At 57.9% G+C, this 19,889-nt stretch carries 17 protein-coding genes; 12 read left to right on the plus strand and 5 right to left on the minus strand.

Annotated features, from left to right (window positions below; all coding sequences use genetic code 11):
• Nucleotides 1-21: 21 nt before the first annotated feature.
• The gene (gene ybiO, locus ACMYSN_RS07130) at nucleotides 22-2,244 is read left to right on the plus strand and encodes a mechanosensitive ion channel family protein (protein ID WP_462497523.1); all 2,223 of its coding nucleotides are present in this window, start codon (nucleotides 22-24) and stop codon (nucleotides 2,242-2,244) included.
• A gap of 52 nt (nucleotides 2,245-2,296) precedes the next feature.
• Here the strand turns inward: ybiO and rlmF are convergent, their stop codons facing one another.
• On the minus strand, nucleotides 2,297-3,211 hold the full coding sequence (gene rlmF / locus ACMYSN_RS07135) for a 23S rRNA (adenine(1618)-N(6))-methyltransferase (protein WP_462497524.1): 915 nt from the start codon (nucleotides 3,209-3,211) through the stop codon (nucleotides 2,297-2,299).
• Nucleotides 3,212-3,306: 95 nt separating this feature from the next.
• On the opposite strand from rlmF, the gene ACMYSN_RS07140 reads away from it, so the two are divergent.
• The 6 genes from ACMYSN_RS07140 to ybiJ all read left to right on the plus strand — a co-directional run bounded on the left by ACMYSN_RS07140 (nucleotide 3,307) and on the right by ybiJ (nucleotide 8,491).
• Nucleotides 3,307-3,921: a flavin reductase family protein gene (locus ACMYSN_RS07140; protein ID WP_462497525.1), complete on the plus strand. Its 615-nt coding sequence runs from the start codon at nucleotides 3,307-3,309 to the stop codon at nucleotides 3,919-3,921.
• Nucleotides 3,922-4,042: 121 nt separating this feature from the next.
• Nucleotides 4,043-4,309, plus strand: coding sequence for a YdgH/BhsA/McbA-like domain containing protein (locus ACMYSN_RS07145; RefSeq protein WP_123756066.1), 267 nt, complete (start codon nucleotides 4,043-4,045; stop codon nucleotides 4,307-4,309).
• A 288-nt stretch (nucleotides 4,310-4,597) separates the two neighbouring features.
• Nucleotides 4,598-6,886, plus strand: coding sequence for a catecholate siderophore receptor Fiu (locus tag ACMYSN_RS07150; RefSeq protein WP_462497526.1), 2,289 nt, complete (start codon nucleotides 4,598-4,600; stop codon nucleotides 6,884-6,886).
• Nucleotides 6,887-6,931: 45 nt separating this feature from the next.
• Nucleotides 6,932-7,609, plus strand: a complete 678-nt coding sequence (gene ybiX / locus ACMYSN_RS07155; protein ID WP_462497527.1) for a PKHD-type hydroxylase — start codon at nucleotides 6,932-6,934, stop codon at nucleotides 7,607-7,609.
• Nucleotides 7,610-7,678: 69 nt separating this feature from the next.
• Entirely contained in the window at nucleotides 7,679-7,945 is a 267-nt protein-coding gene (locus tag ACMYSN_RS07160) for a DksA/TraR family C4-type zinc finger protein (RefSeq protein ID WP_123756063.1), read from the plus strand.
• 285 nt (nucleotides 7,946-8,230) lie between these two features.
• Nucleotides 8,231-8,491 (plus strand): DUF1471 family protein YbiJ, encoded by a 261-nt coding sequence (gene ybiJ, locus ACMYSN_RS07165; protein ID WP_123756062.1) that lies wholly within the window; start codon nucleotides 8,231-8,233, stop codon nucleotides 8,489-8,491.
• Nucleotides 8,492-8,613: 122 nt separating this feature from the next.
• Here ybiJ and ybiB read toward each other — a convergent pair whose 3' ends face one another.
• The 3 genes from ybiB to rhlE form a co-directional block, all read right to left on the minus strand.
• On the minus strand, nucleotides 8,614-9,582 hold the full coding sequence (gene ybiB / locus ACMYSN_RS07170; protein ID WP_462497528.1) for a DNA-binding protein YbiB: 969 nt from the start codon (nucleotides 9,580-9,582) through the stop codon (nucleotides 8,614-8,616).
• Nucleotides 9,583-9,624: 42 nt separating this feature from the next.
• A complete protein-coding gene (dinG, locus tag ACMYSN_RS07175; RefSeq protein ID WP_462497529.1) occupies nucleotides 9,625-11,769 on the minus strand; it encodes an ATP-dependent DNA helicase DinG in 2,145 nt (714 codons plus the stop codon).
• A 225-nt stretch (nucleotides 11,770-11,994) separates the two neighbouring features.
• Entirely contained in the window at nucleotides 11,995-13,395 is a 1,401-nt protein-coding gene (gene rhlE, locus ACMYSN_RS07180) for an ATP-dependent RNA helicase RhlE (RefSeq protein ID WP_462497530.1), read from the minus strand.
• Nucleotides 13,396-13,680: 285 nt separating this feature from the next.
• On the opposite strand from rhlE, the gene cecR reads away from it, so the two are divergent.
• Genes cecR through ACMYSN_RS07205 form a run of 5 tightly spaced genes read left to right on the plus strand, consistent with a single transcriptional unit; the run spans nucleotide 13,681 to nucleotide 19,360 of the window.
• Nucleotides 13,681-14,358: a transcriptional regulator CecR gene (gene cecR, locus ACMYSN_RS07185; protein WP_123756058.1), complete on the plus strand. Its 678-nt coding sequence runs from the start codon at nucleotides 13,681-13,683 to the stop codon at nucleotides 14,356-14,358.
• Nucleotides 14,355-15,350, plus strand: a complete 996-nt coding sequence (hlyD, locus tag ACMYSN_RS07190) for an HlyD family secretion protein (protein ID WP_462497531.1) — start codon at nucleotides 14,355-14,357, stop codon at nucleotides 15,348-15,350. The genes cecR and hlyD overlap by 4 nt, the downstream gene beginning before the upstream one ends.
• Nucleotides 15,343-17,082, plus strand: coding sequence for an ATP-binding cassette domain-containing protein (locus tag ACMYSN_RS07195; RefSeq protein ID WP_462497532.1), 1,740 nt, complete (start codon nucleotides 15,343-15,345; stop codon nucleotides 17,080-17,082). The genes hlyD and ACMYSN_RS07195 overlap by 8 nt, the downstream gene beginning before the upstream one ends.
• Nucleotides 17,072-18,205, plus strand: a complete 1,134-nt coding sequence (locus tag ACMYSN_RS07200) for an ABC transporter permease (RefSeq protein ID WP_462497533.1) — start codon at nucleotides 17,072-17,074, stop codon at nucleotides 18,203-18,205. Before ACMYSN_RS07195 ends, ACMYSN_RS07200 begins: the two co-directional genes overlap by 11 nt.
• 48 nt (nucleotides 18,206-18,253) lie before the next feature.
• Nucleotides 18,254-19,360 carry an ABC transporter permease gene (locus ACMYSN_RS07205; protein WP_462497534.1) on the plus strand — a complete coding sequence of 369 codons (1,107 nt, stop codon included), beginning with the start codon at nucleotides 18,254-18,256 and terminating at the stop codon, nucleotides 19,358-19,360.
• A 49-nt stretch (nucleotides 19,361-19,409) separates the two neighbouring features.
• Here ACMYSN_RS07205 and ACMYSN_RS07210 read toward each other — a convergent pair whose 3' ends face one another.
• Nucleotides 19,410-19,847 (minus strand): YbhQ family protein, encoded by a 438-nt coding sequence (locus tag ACMYSN_RS07210; RefSeq protein ID WP_123756053.1) that lies wholly within the window; start codon nucleotides 19,845-19,847, stop codon nucleotides 19,410-19,412.
• Nucleotides 19,848-19,889 lie beyond the last annotated feature (42 nt).

A 19,889-nucleotide genomic window follows, 5' to 3' on the forward strand; every position in this document is an offset into this window, starting at 1 on the left:
TGAAGAAGAAAGGAGTCTCCCGTGCCGTGGATCCTGTTACTGCTCGCCTCGCTGTTTGCCGCCCCGCTGTCGGCAGCCGCGTTGCCAGGCCTTCCAACGGCCACTGCTGAACAATCATCAGCCAGCAGCGAACCCGACCTTGAGACCAAAAAAGCGGCCTATGCGGCGCTGGCTGACGTGCTGGAAAATGAAAGCGCACGTAAGGAGCTGATCGACCAGCTCCGTTCCGCAGCCGCTACTCCTCCACCGGCCACGACCCCGGCGCTGACGCCGCCAGAGGTGACTGATGAGCGCACGGTGCTGGAAAACGTCACCCAGGTCAGCCGCGAGTACGGGGAGCGCTTTGCCTCGCGGTTCTCGCAGCTGTGGCGCAATATCACCGCCTCCACCCATAAACCTTTCCATGCCGACACCTTTCGCAACGCCGCCGGCTACTTCCTGCTGCTGGCCTCGCTGGTGTTTGCCTTCTGGTGGCTGGTGCGGCTGGCGGCCCTGCCGCTGTATCGCAAAATGGGCCAATGGGGACGGCGTAAAAACCACGACCGCAGCAACTGGCTGCACCTCCCGGCAACCATCGCCGGGGCCTTTATCTTCGACCTGCTGCTGCTGGCGCTGACGCTGTTTGTCGGCCAGATGCTCAGCGACCGTTTTAACGGTGACAACCGGACCATCGCTTTCCAGCAAAGCCTGTTTCTCAACGCCTTCGCCCTGATTGAGTTCTTTAAAGCCATTCTGCGGCTGATATTCTGCCCACGGGTGGCAGAGCTTCGGCCCTTTGTGATAAGCGATGAGGGGGCAAAATACTGGAACCTGCGCCTGAGCGCGCTCAGCAGCCTGATTGGCTACGGCCTGATCGTGGCGGTGCCGATTATCTCTAATCAGGTCAATGTGCAGGTCGGGGCGCTGGCGAATGTGGTCATTATGCTGTGCATCACCCTGTGGGCGCTGTACCTGATTTTCCACAATAAAAAGATGATTACCCTGGGGCTTATCCAGCTGGCAGATCGCTCGCTGGCCTTCTTCAGTCTGTTTATCCGCGCTTTTGCGCTGGTCTGGCACTGGCTGGCCTGCGCCTACTTTATCGTGCTGTTTTTCTTTTCGCTCTTCGACCCCGGCAACAGCCTAAAATTTATGATGGGGGCGACGGTGCGCAGCCTGGCTATCATTGGCGCCGCGGCGCTGCTCTCCGGCATTTTGTCGCGCTGGATCGCCAAAACCATCACCCTGTCGGCGCAGACGCAGCGTCTTTATCCGGAACTGCAAAAACGGCTCAACGGCTGGATCTCGGTTTCGCTAAAGGCCGCCCGTATCCTGGTAGTCTGCGTCGCCGTGATGCTGCTGTTGAGCGCCTGGGGTCTGTTCGATTTCTGGAACTGGATGCAGCACGGTGCCGGGCAGAAAGCGGTGGATGTGCTGATCCGCATCGCGCTGATCCTCTTCTTCTCCGCCATCGGCTGGACGTTGCTTGCCAGCCTGATTGAGAACCGCCTGGCTTCTGATATTCACGGTCGCCCGCTGCCCGGCGCTCGCGCCCGTACGCTGTTGACGCTGTTTCGCAACGCGCTGGCGGTAATCATCAGCACCATTACGGTGATGATCCTGCTGTCGGAAGTAGGGGTAAATATTGCTCCGCTGCTGGCCGGTGCTGGCGCACTGGGTCTGGCCATCTCTTTCGGCGCCCAGACGCTGGTGAAAGATATTATCACCGGCATTTTTATCCAGTTTGAGAACGGAATGAACACCGGGGATCTGGTAACTATCGGTCCGTTAACCGGTACCGTGGAGAGGATGTCGATTCGGTCCGTCGGCGTGCGTCAGGATACCGGCGCGTACCATATTATCCCGTGGTCTTCGATCACCACCTTCGCCAACTTCGTGCGCGGTATCGGTTCGGTGGTTGCCAACTACGACGTCGACAGACAGGAAGATCTGGATAAAGCCGCGCAGGCATTGAAAGCGGCGGTGGCGGATGTGATGGATCAGGAGGAGATTCGTGGGCTGGTGATCGGCGAACCGTCCTATGCCGGGCTGGTCGGCCTGAGCAATACGGCGTTTACGCTGCGGGTTACCTTCACCACCCTGCCGCTGAAGCAGTGGACGGTCCGCTTCGCCCTCGACACCCAGGTGAAAAAACACTTCGACCTGGCGGGGGTTCGCGCACCGGTGCAAACCTATCAGGTGCTGCCGATGCCCGCCGCGATTTCCGCCCCCGGGGCACCGCCGATGCCCTCAGAACCAACATAATGTGGTGTCAGCCCACCGGGGCTGACCATCCGCGCTGGCTCGCAGGCCAGTATTACAGTGGACGGCGGCGTTTAGCCTCATCCATAAAGGTCCAGGCGATAAAGCGGCTCTGCTTCTGTCCCTGGGCCATCTCTTTTTTCACCACCTTCACCGCCCCAACCTCGGTCAGCGCACGGTACAGCGGCGGCAGGTTATCGCCGCGTGAAACCAGCGAGGTAAACCATTTCACCTGGCGGCCAAAGGCCTGGCTTTCGCGGATCATCTGGGTGATGAACGCCACTTCGCCGCCTTCACACCACAGCTCCTGCTGTTGGCCGCCGAAGTTCATCACACTGTCCGCCCCCAGCCCGAGGTTACGGCGCTTGCGCTCACCGCCGGCCTGCGCGCTGGCGGCTGAGTCGTGGAACGGCGGGTTGCATAACGTCGCCTCGAAGGTCTCGTTTTTATGAATAATTCCGCTAAAGATCGCACCGTTTTCTTTCTGCCGACGCAGACGGATTTGACGGCTGAGCCCAGGGTTGGCGCTGATGATCGCCTGCGCGCTGGAGAGCGCTTCCTGACTGATTTCGCTACCGGTAAAGCGCCAGCCATATTCATGCACGCCAATCAGCGGATAGATTAAGTTTGCACCGGTTCCGATGTCCAGGATACTGGCATTCTCGGGGATGGTGCCGCTATCCAGCGCCAGCAGGTCGGCCAGATGATGGATATAATCCGCCCTTCCCGGCACCGGCGGGCATAAAAAGCCGTCCGGAATATCCCAGTGTTTCACCGCGTAAAAGTGCGCCAGCAGCGCCTTATTCAGCGCCTTCACCGCCAGCGGATTGGCAAAATCAATGGTCTGCTCGCCCACCGGATTCAGGGTGATAAAGCCTTGCAGCTCGGGGTGAGCCTGGCATAGCACGGGCAAGTCATAACGTTGATGGTGACGGTTACGCGGGTGTAATCCCGGTTTCTGGGCTTTCATGGCAATCTCCTTTGAACAGCCGCGTAAGATACCCGTTGACGGCGGCGCGGTAAATAAGGGAGTCTGGATATCTACTCTTCGGTTACGGGTGTTCTATGTATTTCTATCAACCTTCACAGGGACATGGCCTGCCGCACGACCCGCTAAACGCGATTATCGGACCACGACCCATCGGCTGGATTTCTTCTCTGGACGCCGCAGGGCAGCGCAATCTTGCCCCTTACAGCTTCTTTAACTGCTTTAACTATCGGCCACCAATTATTGGCTTTGCCAGCAGCGGATGGAAAGACAGTGTACAGAATATTGTCGAAACCAAAGAATTTGTCTGGAACCTGGCGACCCGCGAGCTGGCGGAAGCCATGAACGAGACCTCGGCCAGCATTCCGCGCAGCGAAGATGAGTTTGCGCGTGGCGGGTTGACCCCCGCAGCCAGCCGCCTCGTCGCCGCACCCCGGGTCGCGGAAAGCCCGGTGAACTTCGAATGCCGGCTATCTCAATGCATTCGCCTGACCACCGCCGACGGGGACGCTGTCGATAGCTGGCTGGTTCTGGGTGAAGTCGTGGCGGTGCATATCGACGATGCCCTACTGGAAGATGGTATTTATCAAACCGCGAAGGCCCGACCAATACTGCGCGCCGGTGGGCCGAGCGCCTACTACACGATTGATGAGAGCCTGCGCTTCGATCTGATCCGCCCGGACGCCCGCTAACGCCTGCGGTTCCCGATCCCAGTGGCCCGGCCGGTTGGTCGGGCAGCTGATTTATCCTACCGCGCCTGCCAGAAAGACCTAAACTTAAGGTATGTCCCATGCTGTTAATGAGGATATGCTCATGAAAAGACATCCGCTGTTACTCATCCCCCTCGTCTTTGTCACTCTCTCTTTTATTGCCCATGCCGGGACGCCCCCACCGTCGCTCAGCGACGAGAGCGGCCCGTTACGCCCGGTCGGTAGCGTGTCGGCTTCCGGCGCCAGCAATCTCGATGATTTAGAAGCGAAACTGGCGGAAAAGGCCCGGGAACAAGGGGCTGTCGCCTGGCGCATCAACGCCGCCAACAGCAGCAATAAGATGTCGGGTACTGCCATCATCTATAAGTAATGCTCATGTTTACGGGCCAGCCCGCCCCGATCGCTGGCCCTTCCATGCCGCCACAGGCCCCGCCGTGGCTCATCATCTCTGTTTATGTAGAAAAATTGCAGTTCATGTAAATAAATGTGTTTATTTTTCTATTAATGAGTGATAAAAATTCGCCGTCATTTGATAATAATTATCAAAATCATTATCAAACGCATTGTTATTTTAACAAATCACCTGCAGTGGACGCCACGAAGCATCGCTTGCCAGTGGCAATAATGACTAATTAAAACAATAAGTTGCTCATTGAAAATGGATAAAAAACATCAGCTACCGTTCAGTAGCTTTAACTCGCTGACAATTTTCACCGGCCTGTGTCTTAGCCTTTCTCCAACAGGTCAGGTGCTGGCAGCCGACAGCACTGAACAACATGCCGACGAAACGTTGGTTGTGGAAGCGCAAACCCCGTCGTTATATGCCCCGGCACAATCTGCCGATCCCAAGTTTTCCCGCCCGATCGTTGATACAACCCGTACGGTCACGGTGGTCTCCGAGCAGGTGATGAAAGATCAGGGCGTTACCAACCTGACCGATGCGCTGAAAAACGTCCCGGGGGTCGGGGCCTTCTATGCCGGTGAAAACGGTAACTCATCGACCGGTGATGCGATCTACATGCGCGGGGCCGACACCTCTAACAGCATTTACGTTGACGGTATTCGCGATATCGGCAGCGTTACCCGTGACACCTTCAACACCGAACAGGTTGAAGTGATCAAAGGCCCGTCCGGTTCCGACTACGGACGCAGCGCCCCAACCGGCTCGATCAATATGATCAGCAAACAGCCACGCCTGTCCTCCGGTATTGACGCTTCCGTCAGCGCAGGTAGCGCCTGGTCGCGCCGCGGTACGCTGGATATCAACCAGGAAATTGGTGAAACCAGCGCCGTGCGCCTGAATTTGATGGGTGAGAAAAACCACGATGCCGGACGGGATCGTGTCGAGAATGAGCGTTACGGCGTGGCGCCATCGATCGCCTTTGGCCTCGACACCGGGACGCGCCTGTATCTTAACTACCTGCATGTCACCCAGCACAATACGCCTGACGGCGGCATCCCGACCATTGGCCTGCCGGGATATTCCGCGCCGTCCGCTGGCACCGCCGCCCTCAACAGCTCCGGTAAAGTTGCCACCAGCAATTTCTACGGTACGGATTCCGATTACGACGACTCCACCACCGATACCGTGACCATGCGCTTCGAGCACGATCTGAACGACACGACCACGATCCGCAACACCACCCGCTGGTCACGCGTGAAGCAGGATTACCTGATGACCGCCATCATGGGCGGCGCGTCCAACATCACCCAGCCGAATCCGAATGACGTGGGTACCTGGACCTGGTCGCGCAACATGAACACCAAAGACGTCAGCAATAAAATCGTCACTAACCAGACCAACCTGACCTCGACCTTCTACACCGGCACGGTGGAGCATGACGTGAGCACCGGCATCGAGTTCACCCGCGAAACCCAGGTCAACTACGGGGTTTACCCTATTACCGCACCACCGGTGAACATCTACCATCCGAACAGCGGCGTTTCCGTGGGTGGCCTGAACCACAGCGGCGCCAATGCCAACGGGCAGACGGATACCTTCGGCGTATATGCCTTCGACACGCTGCAGATTACCCGTGATTTCGAGATTAACGGCGGCATCCGTCTGGACAGCTACCAGACCAAATACGACAGTTCAAGCCTGTGTGGCGGTACCGGCCGCGGTGCCATAGCCTGCCCGACCGGCGTGGCGAAAAATACCCCGGTTACCACCGTCGATACTTCCACCAGCGGCAACCTGGTTAACTGGAAAGCCGGGGCGCTGTATCACCTGACCGATAGCGGCAACATCTACGTCAACTACGCCATCTCGCAGCAACCGCCGGGCGGCAACAACTTTGCCCTGGCGCAGAGCGGTACCGGCAACAGCGCCAACCGTACCGACTTCAAGCCGCAGAAAGCGAAAACCAGCGAAGTGGGCACCAAGTGGGAGCTGTTAGATAAGCGCCTGCTGCTGACGGCGGCGATTTTCCGTACCGACATTGAGAATGAAGTCGAGCAAAACGACGACGGTACTTACTCGCAGTACGGTAAGAAGCGGGTAGAAGGCTATGAACTGTCGCTGGCCGGGAATATTACCCCGGACTGGCAGGTCATCGGCGGCTATACCCAGCAGCGCGCCAGCATCAGTGAAGGGTCCGACGTGGCTCAGGATGGCACCAGCGCGTTACCGTATACCCCGGAGCACGCCTTTACCGTCTGGAGCCAGTACCAGGCCACCGATGCGATTGCGCTTGGCGCAGGCGCACGTTACGTTGGCAGCATGCGTCGCGGAAGCGATGGTGCCGTCGGGACGCCGTCCCACACCGAAGGTTACTGGGTGGCCGATGCCAAGGTTGGCTATCGCATCAACCGTAACGTCGATCTGCAGCTGAACGTCTATAACCTGTTTGATACCAATTACGTCGCTTCCATCAACAAGAGCGGCTACCGTTATCACCCGGGCGAGCCACGCACGTTCCTGCTGACCGCCAATGTGCATTTCTGATCCGATACGGGGCGTTAACGCCCCGTTTTCTCTGGAGAACCAAAGATGATGTACCATATTCCCGCCGTCCTCAGCCCACAGGACGTTGCCGCGTTTAACCAGCGCTTGCAGCAGGCCGAATGGGTAGACGGTCGCGCCACTACCGGCGATCAGGGCGCGCAGGTGAAGAAAAACCAGCAGGTGGATACCCGTAGCCCACTGTATGACGAACTGCAGAACCACGTGCTGGCGGCGTTAAATCGCAGCGCGCTGTTTTTCGCAGCGGCGTTGCCAAAAACGATCTCCAGCCCGCTGTTTAACCGCTACCAGCAGAGCGAAACCTACGGTTTTCATGTTGACGGTGCGGTACGCAGCCACGCGCAGAACGGCTGGATGCGCACCGATCTTTCCGCCACGCTGTTCCTGAGTACCCCGGAGAGCTATGAAGGCGGCGAACTGGTGATTAACGACACCTATGGTCAGCATTCGGTCAAACTGCCGGCCGGCGATCTGGTGCTCTACCCTTCCAGCAGCCTGCACTCGGTCATGCCGGTCACTCAGGGCGTGCGCGTGGCCTCTTTTCTGTGGGTGCAGTCGATGATTCGCGACGACAAACGGCGCGGCATGCTGTTCGAACTGGATCGCAATATACAAACCCTGAAAAGCCGCCACGGCGAAAGTGACGAAGTGCTGTCGCTGCTCAACCTCTATCACAACCTGCTGCGGGAATGGTCAGAAATCTGACTCTTATTGATGCTTTTTCTGCGCCCGCTTTTCTATACTGATATGAAGAAAACGGTTTGGAGGTGCAGCATGGCATCAGGCTGGGCGAACGACGGCGCTGTACAGGATCAAATCGACAGTACCATCGACGATGCGGTCGCGCGGGCGAGAAATGCGCTTCCCAGCGGCGAGAGCCACAAATTTTGTGATGAATGCGGAGAGCCGATTCCGGAGGCCCGGCGTAAGGCAATCCCGGGGGTCAGATTCTGCGTGAAGTGCCAACAGGATAAAGATTTACATAACAATACATTTTCAGGATATAATCGCAGAGGCTCCAAGGACAGCCAGCTTCGCTGACTCTCCTTTACCGTTCATTACCGCAGAAGGCGTTATCTTTTCGCGCACGTTTTTTGGCGAATAAAGTAGCAATCTGTGCCCTTCAAACTTTCTCCACGCCGCTATCGCCCTTGCGGTGACTTCGGCGACAAATAATTTATTAATATTCAATAAATTAATAATGATTCAAAAAAATTGATGGAGACTGTTAATTTCCTTCGATTTTATATCTCGCAAAAAAACGTGATACTTATCACATCGACGGAACATCGTCCCCTTAACAAAATAACCTGCGAGAGATTGACTATGAAAACCATTAAATATGCTGCCGCTGCTATTGCCCTGTCTGCCCTGTCCTTTGGTGCTTTTGCCGCTCAGCCGGTAACGTCGGCTCAGGCTGAAAGCATGAACAAAATTGGTGTGGTTTCTGCGGAAGGCGCAACGACGCTGGACGGTCTGGAAGCAAAACTGGCTGAGAAAGCAAGTGCTGCTGGCGCAACCGGCTACAGCATCACTTCTGCGAACACCAACAACAAATTGAGCGGTACCGCGGTTATCTATAAATAAGCGCGAGCCACTGTATTACCCCCTGAAAAAACCCTTGAAATACCCTTGTTTGCCCGTCCGCGCCACCGGACGGGCTTTTTTTTTGCGTGCTAGCCACAAGCGACCAACAAGCGACCCGCGAGCTACCAGTGCTCTGCGACCTTCGCCAGTCCCTGCTCAAACGTGGCCGCTTCGCCAGTCGCAACCAGGCAACATGCCAGTTGAATACGCAGCGACGACGGCAGCGGTTCGCTCCCCGTCATACAGCGCTCAATCCAGCGAGCGGTCACCTGCGGATCTTTTGATTCCGGGAGGACCACAGGCGCCTCCGCAACCTCGGTTTGCCGTTCATACAAGACCTGCGCTTGCGCCCCCGCGATCAGGCTAATCTGCGGACAACGCTGCGGGTTGGCATACACCTCACCCTCCGTGCCGTGCATCAATAACGCCCGGCCGCCGGTCTCGGCAAAAAAGGCGGCTACCCGGCCGACATACTCCGGATGCGAGACGCTCGACAGACGCAGCGCCGCATCTTCGGCAAACGGCGTCGCCAGTTTCGCCAGAGTATGCGCACTGTTACGTACCCCCATCCGCCAGCGCAGGGCCAGCTGCTTCTCCAGCGGTGGGCAGAATGCGCCGACCGGAATATAGACCGGCTCGTGACTGTCCAGCCGGGCCTGCGCCTGGCCGGCATGTATCGTTGCCGGAATGCCCATCAGCTCAAAAATCGTCTCGCTCAGTACCCGGGTTGGATCGTGGCTGACGCCATGGACCACCACCGGGAAGCCGAGCTTATGCATCAGCACCGCCAGCAGCGGCGTCAGGTTGGCCTGTTTACGCGCGCCGTTGTAGCTGGGGATCACGATCGGCATCGGCCTGGCGACGGGCGGCGTCAGACGCAAGGTCTTCTGCTGCATGGCTTCGTAGAAGCCTTTCATTTCCGCTTCGCCTTCGCCTTTAATGCGCAAGGCGATTAAAATTCCGCCCAGCTCCAGTTCGGCCACGTCGCCGTCGAGCATTCGCGAGTAAAGCGTACGGGCAGTATCCACATCCAGGTCACGCGCGTGATTTTTCCCGCGCCCGACTTCTTTAATGATCTTGCTGTAGTCCATCGAAGACTCCTGTTAGCTGCTCACATCGCCGACATCGCATTATTATCGCCGTTTACGGCGGGTCTGTTTGGCTTTCGTTTTGACGGTAACCTCAGGGACGGCAGGCTGTTCTATTGGAAAAACGGGCAATGCGTTCAGTAGACGCTTACCATAATTTTTGGTCAACAAACGCTTGTCATAAATCACCACTTCGCCCCAACAGCTATGGCTGCGGATAAGGCGCCCGACCTGCTGAATCAGATTGAAAGAGGCGCTGGGCAAGCTTTGCACCTCGAACGGGTAGCGATTCAGGCTCTTGAGCCATTCCCCTTCGGTAATCACCACCGGGCTGTCGATCGGCGGAAAAGCGATTTTATGAATATGCACCTGGCTGAGCAACTCACCTTTGAGATCAAGTCCTTCGGCAAAGGACTGAAGCCCCACCAGCACACTGCGCTCGCCACCTTCAACCCGCTTGCGGTGCAGTTCCACCAGCCGGTAACGCGGTTTGTCACCCTGTACCAACAGTAGCAAACGCAGGTCGGTGACGTGTTCCAGAAAACGTTGCATCGCCCGGCCGCTGGCAAACAGCACCAGCATCCCGAGGTGTTTTTTACTCTCGACCTGCTCGCGGAAATAGGCCGCCATTTCGGCGATATGCTGCTCTTCGGTATCGATCAGCGGCTCGTAGTGCATCTGCGGGATAATGATTTTGCCCTGCTCGACGTGGTTAAAGGGGGAGTCCAGCGCCACAAAGCGGTCGCCCGCTTTCTCCTTCAGCCCGCTCATCTCCTGCAGACGTGAAAAACTGTTCAACGAGCGCAGCGTCGCGGAGGTGACGACAATATGCGGCACGCTGCGCCACAGCAATCTTTCGAGCTGGTCGCTGACGCGAATGCCAACGCAGTGGAACCAGATATGCGCCTGCCCGTCACGCATATCGCGCGTGACCCATTTAGTCACCGGCGCGCCGGAAGACTGGGCCAGCGACGCCAGTCGCCACAGCTTGCTCTGGCTTTCAAACATCCCCAGCGCGCGGTTCATCTGCAACAGTACCCGGTGCAGACGGACCACATCGTGGCTGCCGGTTTTCTCGCCGAGATCGTTGAGGAACAGCTCCGCCAGCCCGCGCAGCATTTCGGTGAGTTTTGCCAGCCGCTGGCAAATGTCCATCACTTCCTGCGGCAGTTCGCCCATCGGGAAGCGATGCTCGGCTTCCTGACCGGCGGGCAGATACAGCGAAAGAATGTTGTTCAGCGAGGCGATCAGCTCATACAGCTCTTCGCAGTGGCTGGTCAGACGCTCAGGGTTCGCCAGCGGCGGCGTGGTTTTAGGGCGGAACTGCTCCATGCAGGTTGCCACCAGCTTGCTGAACAGGTCCAGCTGCAGCCGGTACCACGGGGCGGTCATCTCGGCGCTCATCTCCAGCGCATCGCGGGCGACGTCCGGGAGATGATGGCCTTCATCGAGCACCAGCAGCAGGTTTTTCGGCTCCGGCAGTACCGCTTCGCTCTCCATCGCCGCCATGACCAGCGCATGGTTCGCCACCACCACTTCCGCTTCCTGGATTTCACGCCGGGCGACGAAAAACGGACATTCACGATAGTAGTGACAGTTGCGGTTCAGGCAACTGGCCTTATCGGTGCTCAGACGGCTCCACAGCGCATCGTCGACGGGTTTATCGGTATGATCACGCAGGCCGTCCCAACGGTAGTTATCGAGATCGCTTTTCAGCGTTGCGCACAGCACCTGCTCAGCCTGATTCTTCGGCGTCAGGTCGTCATCCAGAAATGCCAGCAGGTCCTGCTGGGTGGGTTCGGTGCTGGCCAGCGCCGTCAGGTTTCGCGGACACACGTAACGCCCGCGCCCAAAGGCGGCGGTAAAACGCAGGTCGGGGATGATTTTGCGCAGTAGCGGCAGATCTTTGCTGTAGATCTGATCCTGCAGCGCCACGTTGGCGGTACTGACCACCAGCGTTTTCTGCTCCTCACGGGCGATAGCAATCCCGGGGATCAGATAGGACAGGGTTTTCCCGACGCCGGTGGGGGCTTCAATTGCCAGGTGTCGTCCTTCTTCCCCGGTGAGCGTTTTCGCCACATCAGCAATCATCTGCCGCTGCGGTGGACGGGGAATAAAGTCCGGAATCTGTTCCTGAAGCGCCTTATACCAGGCGGCGATTTGCGTTTTTAGCGCAGTGGTCAAAGCCATGAGAAAACCTGAATACTGTATAAACAGCCACTATTGTGACACTTTTTGCCGGTCGGGAGGAATTTCTTTCTGCGTAATGTGGAATGAGGCTCGGGATTTGATAACGCCCGGGCGCGAACCGCAGGGCAAGCAAGAAAACGCCCCGAATGACGGCGTGATTGCCACCATCCGGGGGAAGTTATATCACCAGACTACAACCCGGTGACATAACTGCGGGAAATAGCGTTATTCAGCCGCCGCGGGTTTACGCGGACGACGACGACGCTGCTGCTCGCCGGTCGGCTTGGCATCACCGATACGACGAGAAGGCCTGGCTCCGGCTTTCGGCGCATCGCCTTCCTGACGACGTGGATCAGACTGCAGGCTGCGGCCCTGACCCTGAGCGCTACGCCCCTGACCCTGACCACCGCGCCCCTGGCTCTGACCACGACCACCGCCGCCGCCACGTTGCTGGCGACCGTTTTGAATCGGCTCAGCTTTGATCGACGGATCCGGCGCATAACCTGCAACCGCGATACGTGGGATCTCTTTTTTCAGCAGACGTTCGATGTCGTGCAGCAGTTTATGCTCGTCGACGCAGACCAGCGACAGCGCTACGCCGGTGGCGGCAGCACGACCGGTACGACCGATGCGGTGAACATAATCTTCCGGTACGTTCGGCAGCTCGTAGTTCACTACGTGCGGCAGCTCTTCGATATCCAGACCGCGCGCGGCGATATCGGTGGCCACCAGCACGCGAATGCTGCCGGATTTAAAGTCGGCTAAGGCACGAGTACGGGCGCCCTGGCTTTTATTACCATGAATTGCCGCGCTGCGAATGCCGTCTTTGTTCAGCTGCTCTGCCAGATGGTTGGCGCCGTGCTTGGTACGGGTAAAGACCAGTACCTGCTGCCAGTTACCTTCGCCGATCATCTGTGACAGCAGTTCCCGTTTGCGCTTCTTATCAACGAAATGCACGTGCTGCGTCACCTGCTCGGAAGCGGTGTTGCGGCGAGCGACTTCGATCTCCAGCGGGTTATGCAGCAGCTTTTCCGCCAGGGCTTTAATGTCGTCAGAGAAGGTCGCGGAGAACAGCAGGTTCTGTCGTTTAGCCGGCAGCTTCGCCAGCACGCGACGGATATCGTGGATAAAGCCCATGTCCAGCATGCGGTCTGCTTCGTCCAGTACCAGCACCTCAACCTTATCAAGGCTGACAGCATTCTGGTGCTCAAGATCCAGCAGGCGCCCAGGGGTCGCCACCAGTACATCCACGCCGCTGCGCAGTTTCATCATCTGCGGGTTAATGCTCACGCCGCCGAAGACCACCAGCGAACGGATATTCAGGTACTTGCTGTAATCGCGAACGTTTTCGCCGATCTGGGCAGCCAGCTCACGGGTTGGCGTGAGGATCAGTGCACGCACCGGGCGACGACCTTTGGCATGCGGCTCTTTCTGGATCAGATGCTGCAGCAGCGGCAGCGTAAAGCCCGCCGTTTTGCCGGTGCCGGTCTGGGCGCTGGCCATCAGATCGCGACCCTGCAACACCGCAGGGATCGCCTGCTGCTGAATTGGGGTTGGCTCAAGGTAACCTTGTTCAGCGACAGCGCGCAGGATATCAGGGTTCAGGCCAAGGGAATCAAAAGACATAACAACTCCAAACCGCCCCGGCCCATGACAGGCGTAGTTTTCGGGGAGATTATTGCAATAAGAGATGGCAAAAACCACAATGCCATGAAGGGGCGCAGTCTAGCAGGTTTTGTGACGTAGCGCATAAAATATCCCTTCGGGGTTTTTCCGCCGGATAATCCTCGTTCCCCCTGCCCGGCAACGTCGGATATCACAGAACGTCACAGAGAGTATTCACCATTCTGGACAGTTCTGCGAACCGGATATATTCTTAATCAATCGATTGATTAATTCTTTGACGCCGCGATGAATACGACACCTGCAACCACCAAAGGCGAACAAGCCAAAAGCCAGTTGATTGCCGCCGCGATTGCCCAGTTTGGTGAATACGGCCAGCATGCAACCACCCGCGATATTGCCGCGCAGGCCGGGCAAAATATCGCCGCGATCCCCTACTATTTCGGCTCGAAAGATGACCTGTATCTCGCCTGCGCGCAGTGGATTGCCGATTTCATCAGCCATAATTTTCACCCTCATGCCGACGCGGCAGAAGCGCTGCTGAATACCCCGTCACCGGATAAGGCCGCCATTCGCGGGCTGATCCTGCGCGCCTGCCAGAACATGATTTTACTGCTGACCCAGGACGACACGGTGAATCTCAGCAAATTCATCTCTCGCGAGCAGCTCTCGCCGACCCCGGCCTATCAGTTGATCCACAGCCAGGTGATCGCCCCGCTTCACCGCTACCTGACCCGTTTAATCGCCGCGTTTACCGGTCTGGACGCCGATGACACCCAAATGATTCTGCACACCCACGCGCTGCTGGGGGAGATTCTCGCGTTCCGTCTCGGGCGGGAAACCATTTTGCTGCGCACCGGATGGGCGCAGTTCGACGAAGAAAAAACTGAGCAAATTTACCAGGTTGTCGCCTGCCACATTGATTTTGTTCTGCAAGGGTTATCGCAAAGGAGTCTGGGATCATGAAAAAACCCGTCGTTATCGTGTTGTTAGTTTTACTGCTGATCGCCGCATGCGGCGGCGGCTGGTGGTGGTATCAAAGCAGTCAGCATCGGGAGCTGACCCTGTATGGCAACGTCGATATTCGGACCGTCAACATGAGCTTCCGCGTCGGCGGACGGCTGGCGTCGCTGGACGTTGATGAGGGCGATAAGATTCAGGCCGGGCAGACGCTGGGCCAGCTGGATCGCGCCCCCTATGAAAACGCCTTGCAGCAGGCGCAGGCCAATGTCTCCACCGCCCAGGCGCAATATGACTTGATGATGGCGGGCTACCGGGCGGAAGAGATTGCCCAGGCCGCCGCCGCCGTTAAACAGGCGCAGGCCGCCTATGACTACGCGCAGAACTTCTATCAGCGCCAGCTGGGGTTGCGCCAGAGCAGCGCTATCTCGGTGAACGATCTTGAAAACGCCCGCTCCTCCCGCGACCAGGCGCAGGCGACGCTGAAGTCCGCTCAGGACAAACTGCGTCAGTATCGCGCCGGTAACCGCCCGCAGGAAATTGCCCAGGCCAAAGCCAGCCTTGAGCAGGCGCAGGCGGCCTTGGCGCAGGCGAAGCTCGATCTGCACGATACAACGCTAGTCGCCCCGTCCGATGGCATGCTGATGACCCGCGCCGTCGAGCCGGGCAGCATGCTCAGCGCCGGCGGGACGGTCATGACGCTGTCGTTAACCCATCCGGTGTGGGTTCGCGCCTACATCGATGAAAAAAATCTCGGCCAGGCGACGCCCGGACGTGAAGTGCTGCTGTACACCGATAGCCGTCCGAACCAGCCCTGGCACGGCAAAATTGGCTTCGTCTCACCGACGGCTGAATTTACGCCGAAGACCGTAGAGACGCCGGATTTACGTACCGATCTCGTCTATCGTCTGCGTATTATCGTGACCGATGCCGATAATTCGCTGCGCCAGGGGATGCCGGTCACCATCACCTTCAGCAACGGGAACGGACATGAATGAGGATGTTATCACCCTCAGCGGGCTGACCCGTCGCTTTGCCGGCATGGACCGCCCCGCCGTGGCGCCGCTTAACTGCACCATTCACGCCGGCTACGTGACCGGGCTGGTAGGCCCTGACGGTGCGGGGAAAACCACCCTGATGCGCATGCTGGCTGGCCTGCTGAAGGCCGACGACGGCAGCGCCAGGGTGCTCGGTTTCGATCCGATTGCCGACGACAGCGCACTGCACGCGATACTCGGCTACATGCCGCAGAAATTCGGCCTGTATGAAGACCTGACGGTGATGGAAAACCTCACGCTGTATGCCGATCTGCGCAGCGTCACCGGCGAGGCGCGTAAACAGACCTTCGCCCGGCTGCTGGAGTTTACCTCCCTCGGCCCCTTTACCGACCGGCTGGCGGGGAAACTGTCCGGCGGCATGAAGCAGAAACTGGGCCTCGCCTGTACCCTGGTGGGCGAGCCGAAGGTGCTGCTGCTCGATGAACCCGGCGTCGGCGTTGACCCGATCTCTCGCCGCGAGCTGTGGCAAATGGTGCACGAACTGGCGGGGGACGGGATGCTGATCCTCTGGAGCACCTCCTACCTTGATGAAGCGGAGCAGTGTCGCGACGTGCTGCTGATGAACGAAGGCCAGTTACTGTACCAGGGCGAGCCGAAAGCCTTGACCCAGACCATGGCCGGACGCAGCTTCCTGGTCTCCAGTCGCGAAGAGAACAACCGTCGCCTGCTGCAGCGCGCGCTGAAGCTGCCGCAGATCAGCGATGGCGTTATTCAGGGGAAATCGGTACGGCTGATCCTCAAAAAAGAGGCCACCATTGACGAAGTGCAGCACAACAGCCAGATGCCTGCGCTGGAAATAACCGAAACTATCCCGCGCTTTGAAGATGCCTTTATCGATCTGCTGGGCGGCGCCGCCACCGCCGAATCGCCGCTGGGGGAGATAATCCACCGCGTCGAGGGCAACCATGATGAGACGGTCATCGAAGCCCAAAGCCTGACCAAAAAATTTGGCGACTTTGCCGCCACCGACCACGTCGATTTCAGCGTCAAGCGCGGGGAAATTTTTGGCCTGCTCGGCCCCAACGGCGCCGGAAAATCAACCACCTTCAAGATGATGTGCGGCCTGCTGGTTCCGACCTCCGGCAAGGCGCTGGTGCTGGGTATGGATCTGAAAGTCGGGTCCGGCAAGGCGCGCCAGCACCTGGGCTATATGGCGCAGAAGTTTTCGCTGTACGGCAACCTGACCGTGGAGCAAAACCTGCGTTTCTTCTCCGGCGTGTACGGCCTGCGAGGCCGGGCGCAGAACGAGAAAATCGCCCGCATGAGCGACGCCTTTGGGCTGCAAAGCATCGCCAGCCATGCCGCCGATGAGCTGCCGCTCGGTTATAAGCAGCGTCTGGCGCTGGCCTGCTCGCTGATGCATGAGCCGGATATTCTGTTTCTCGATGAGCCGACATCCGGCGTTGACCCTATCACCCGCCGTGAATTCTGGCTGCATATTAATAGCATGGTGGATAAGGGGGTCACGGTGATGGTCACCACCCACTTTATGGACGAGGCCGAGTATTGCGATCGCATTGGCCTGGTGTACCACGGCAAACTGATCGCCAGCGGCACGCCGGATGCCCTGAAAGCGCTGGCGGCGAACGATGAACAGCCCGATCCCACGATGGAACAGGCGTTTATCACCCTGATTCACGACTGGGATAAGGAGCATGCCCGTGAGCGCTAAGATCCTGTCATGGCGACGCGTCCGCGCCCTGTGTGTCAAAGAGACGCGACAGATTATTCGCGACCCCAGCAGTTGGCTCATTGCGGTGGTCATCCCCCTGCTGCTGCTGTTTATTTTTGGCTACGGTATTAACCTCGACTCCAGCAAGCTGAAAGTCGGCGTTCTGCTGGAGCAGCGCAGCGAAGAGGCGCTGGATTTCGTGCATACCATGACCGGCTCGCCCTATATTGACGCCACGGTCAGCGACAATCGTCAGCAGCTCATTCAGCTGATGCAGGCGGGGAAAATTCGCGGCCTGGTGGTTATCCCGGTCGATTTCGACCAGAAGATGGCGCGCCCCGGCGACGATGCTCCGATTCAGCTGATTACCGACGGCAGCGAGCCCAATACCGCCAACTTTGCCCAGGGCTACATCGAGGGCATCTGGCAAATCTGGCAGCAGCAGCGGGCAGAGGATCGCGGTGAAACCTTCGAACCGCTGATTGATGTCCAGATGCGCTACTGGTTCAACCCGGCCGCCATCAGCCAGCACTTTATTATTCCCGGGGCGATTACCATCATTATGACGGTGGTCGGCGCGATTCTGACCTCGCTGGTGGTGGCTCGCGAATGGGAGCGCGGCACCATGGAGGCGCTGCTGTCGACCGAGATCACCCGCGCCGAACTGCTGTTATGTAAGCTGATCCCCTACTATTTCCTTGGCATGCTGGCGATGCTGCTGTGCATGCTGGTGGCGGTCTTTATTCTCGGCGTGCCGTTTCGCGGTTCGCTGCTGCTCCTGTTTTTGATAACCAGCCTGTTTTTACTCAGCACGTTGGGAATGGGGCTGTTGATTTCGACCATCACCCGCAACCAGTTTAACGCCGCGCAAGTAGCGCTCAACGCCGCCTTTCTGCCGTCGATTATGCTCTCCGGGTTTATTTTCCAGATCGACAGTATGCCGGCGGTGATCCGCGCGGTGACCTACGTGATCCCGGCGCGCTATTTTGTCAGCACCCTGCAGAGCCTGTTTCTGGCGGGCAATATTCCGGTGGTGCTGCTGGTGAACACGCTGTTTTTAATTGCTTCGGCGGTAATGTTTATCGGCCTGACGTGGCTGAAGACCAAACGACGCCTGGATTAACATGACGCGCCAACCTGAAATAACAGGTCGTTTACAGGGAGACTGACTATGTTCCATCGCCTATGGACATTAATCCGCAAAGAACTGCAGTCGCTACTGCGCGAACCGCAGACGCGGGCGATTTTGATTATGCCGGTCCTGATTCAGGTGCTGCTGTTTCCCTTCGCCGCCACCCTGGAAGTCACCAACGCCACCATTGCCATATACAACGAAGACAATGGTCGTCATGCGGTGGAGCTGACCCAGCGCTTCGCCCGGGCCAAGGCATTCACCCACGTGTTGCTGCTGAAAAGCCCGCAGGAAATCCGCCCGACCATCGAGGAGCAAAAAGCGTTATTACTGATCCGCTTCCCGGCAGATTTCTCACGCGACCTCGACACCAACCAGACCGCACCGCTCCAGCTGCTGCTCGACGGGCGCAACTCGAACAGCGCGCAGATCGCCGCTAACTATCTGCAGCAGATCGTCAAAAACTATCAGCAGGAGTTGCTGGAAGGGAAAGCGAAACCAAACAACAGCGAGCTGATCGTCCGCAACTGGTACAACCCGAACCTTGACTACAAGTGGTTCGTGGTGCCGTCGCTGATCGCCATGATCACCACCATCGGGGTGATGATCGTCACGTCGCTGTCGGTCGCCCGCGAACGCGAGCAAGGCACCCTCGATCAGTTGCTGGTGTCACCGCTGGCCACCTGGCAAATTTTCGTCGGCAAAGCAGTGCCGGCGCTGATCGTCGCCACGCTGCAGGCCACCATCGTGCTGGCGATCGGCATCTGGGCCTATCAAATCCCCTTCGCCGGATCGCTGATGCTGTTCTACTTTACGATGGTGGTTTACGGGCTGTCGCTGGTGGGCTTCGGGCTGCTGATTTCATCCCTGTGCTCAACGCAGCAGCAGGCCTTTATCGGCGTCTTCGTCTTTATGATGCCGGCGATTTTGCTCTCCGGTTACGTTTCGCCGGTGGAGAATATGCCGCAGTGGCTGCAGGATGTGACCTGGATAAACCCGATTCGTCACTTTACCGATATTACCAAGCAGATTTATTTGAAGGATGCGAGTCTGGATATTGTGTGGGGAAGTTTGTGGCCGTTGCTGGTGATTGCCGCCACCACCGGATCGGCGGCGTATGCGATGTTTCGTCGGAAGATAGCCTGAACGCTTGAGGGGCTCCCCCCGCCATCGTTCAGGCTGTCTCAGTCACAGGTTATCTGTGTTTATGCGGATTCACGGCGTTGCTACCCTGATGCAGTCCGAAGGCTTTAGGGTAACGGCTTTTATCTTTCGCCAGCAGGGATACCACCGCCGGACCTGCCAGAATCGCCAGGCCAGCTACGGCCAGCAGCAGATTGTTATGCAGCACACGGGACAGCAGCCACAGCACGATCACCGCCACGCCAAAGTACCAGGTGGTGGTGAGCTCCTCAAGGAAGTCACCGACGTCACGCCAGCGTGAATCATGGTGACGCTGTAAAAACAGCATCGACAGTAACGTGACGCCATACAGCACGCACAGCCCTAATCCGACGTGCACCAGCACGCCACTCATCCAACCCATCACCAGTACTGCCACGACCAGTAGATGCAACATAATCTGCCAGCAACTGAGTCCAGTTGCGACGCGTACACGTTGTTGCCACTTCATGGCTTCTCTCCTGAAGGATCTTTATCTATAGCTCAGAGTACC

The sequence above is a fragment of the Klebsiella sp. R445 genome (assembly GCF_051131755.1).
Classification (GTDB): domain Bacteria; phylum Pseudomonadota; class Gammaproteobacteria; order Enterobacterales; family Enterobacteriaceae; genus Klebsiella; species Klebsiella lignicola.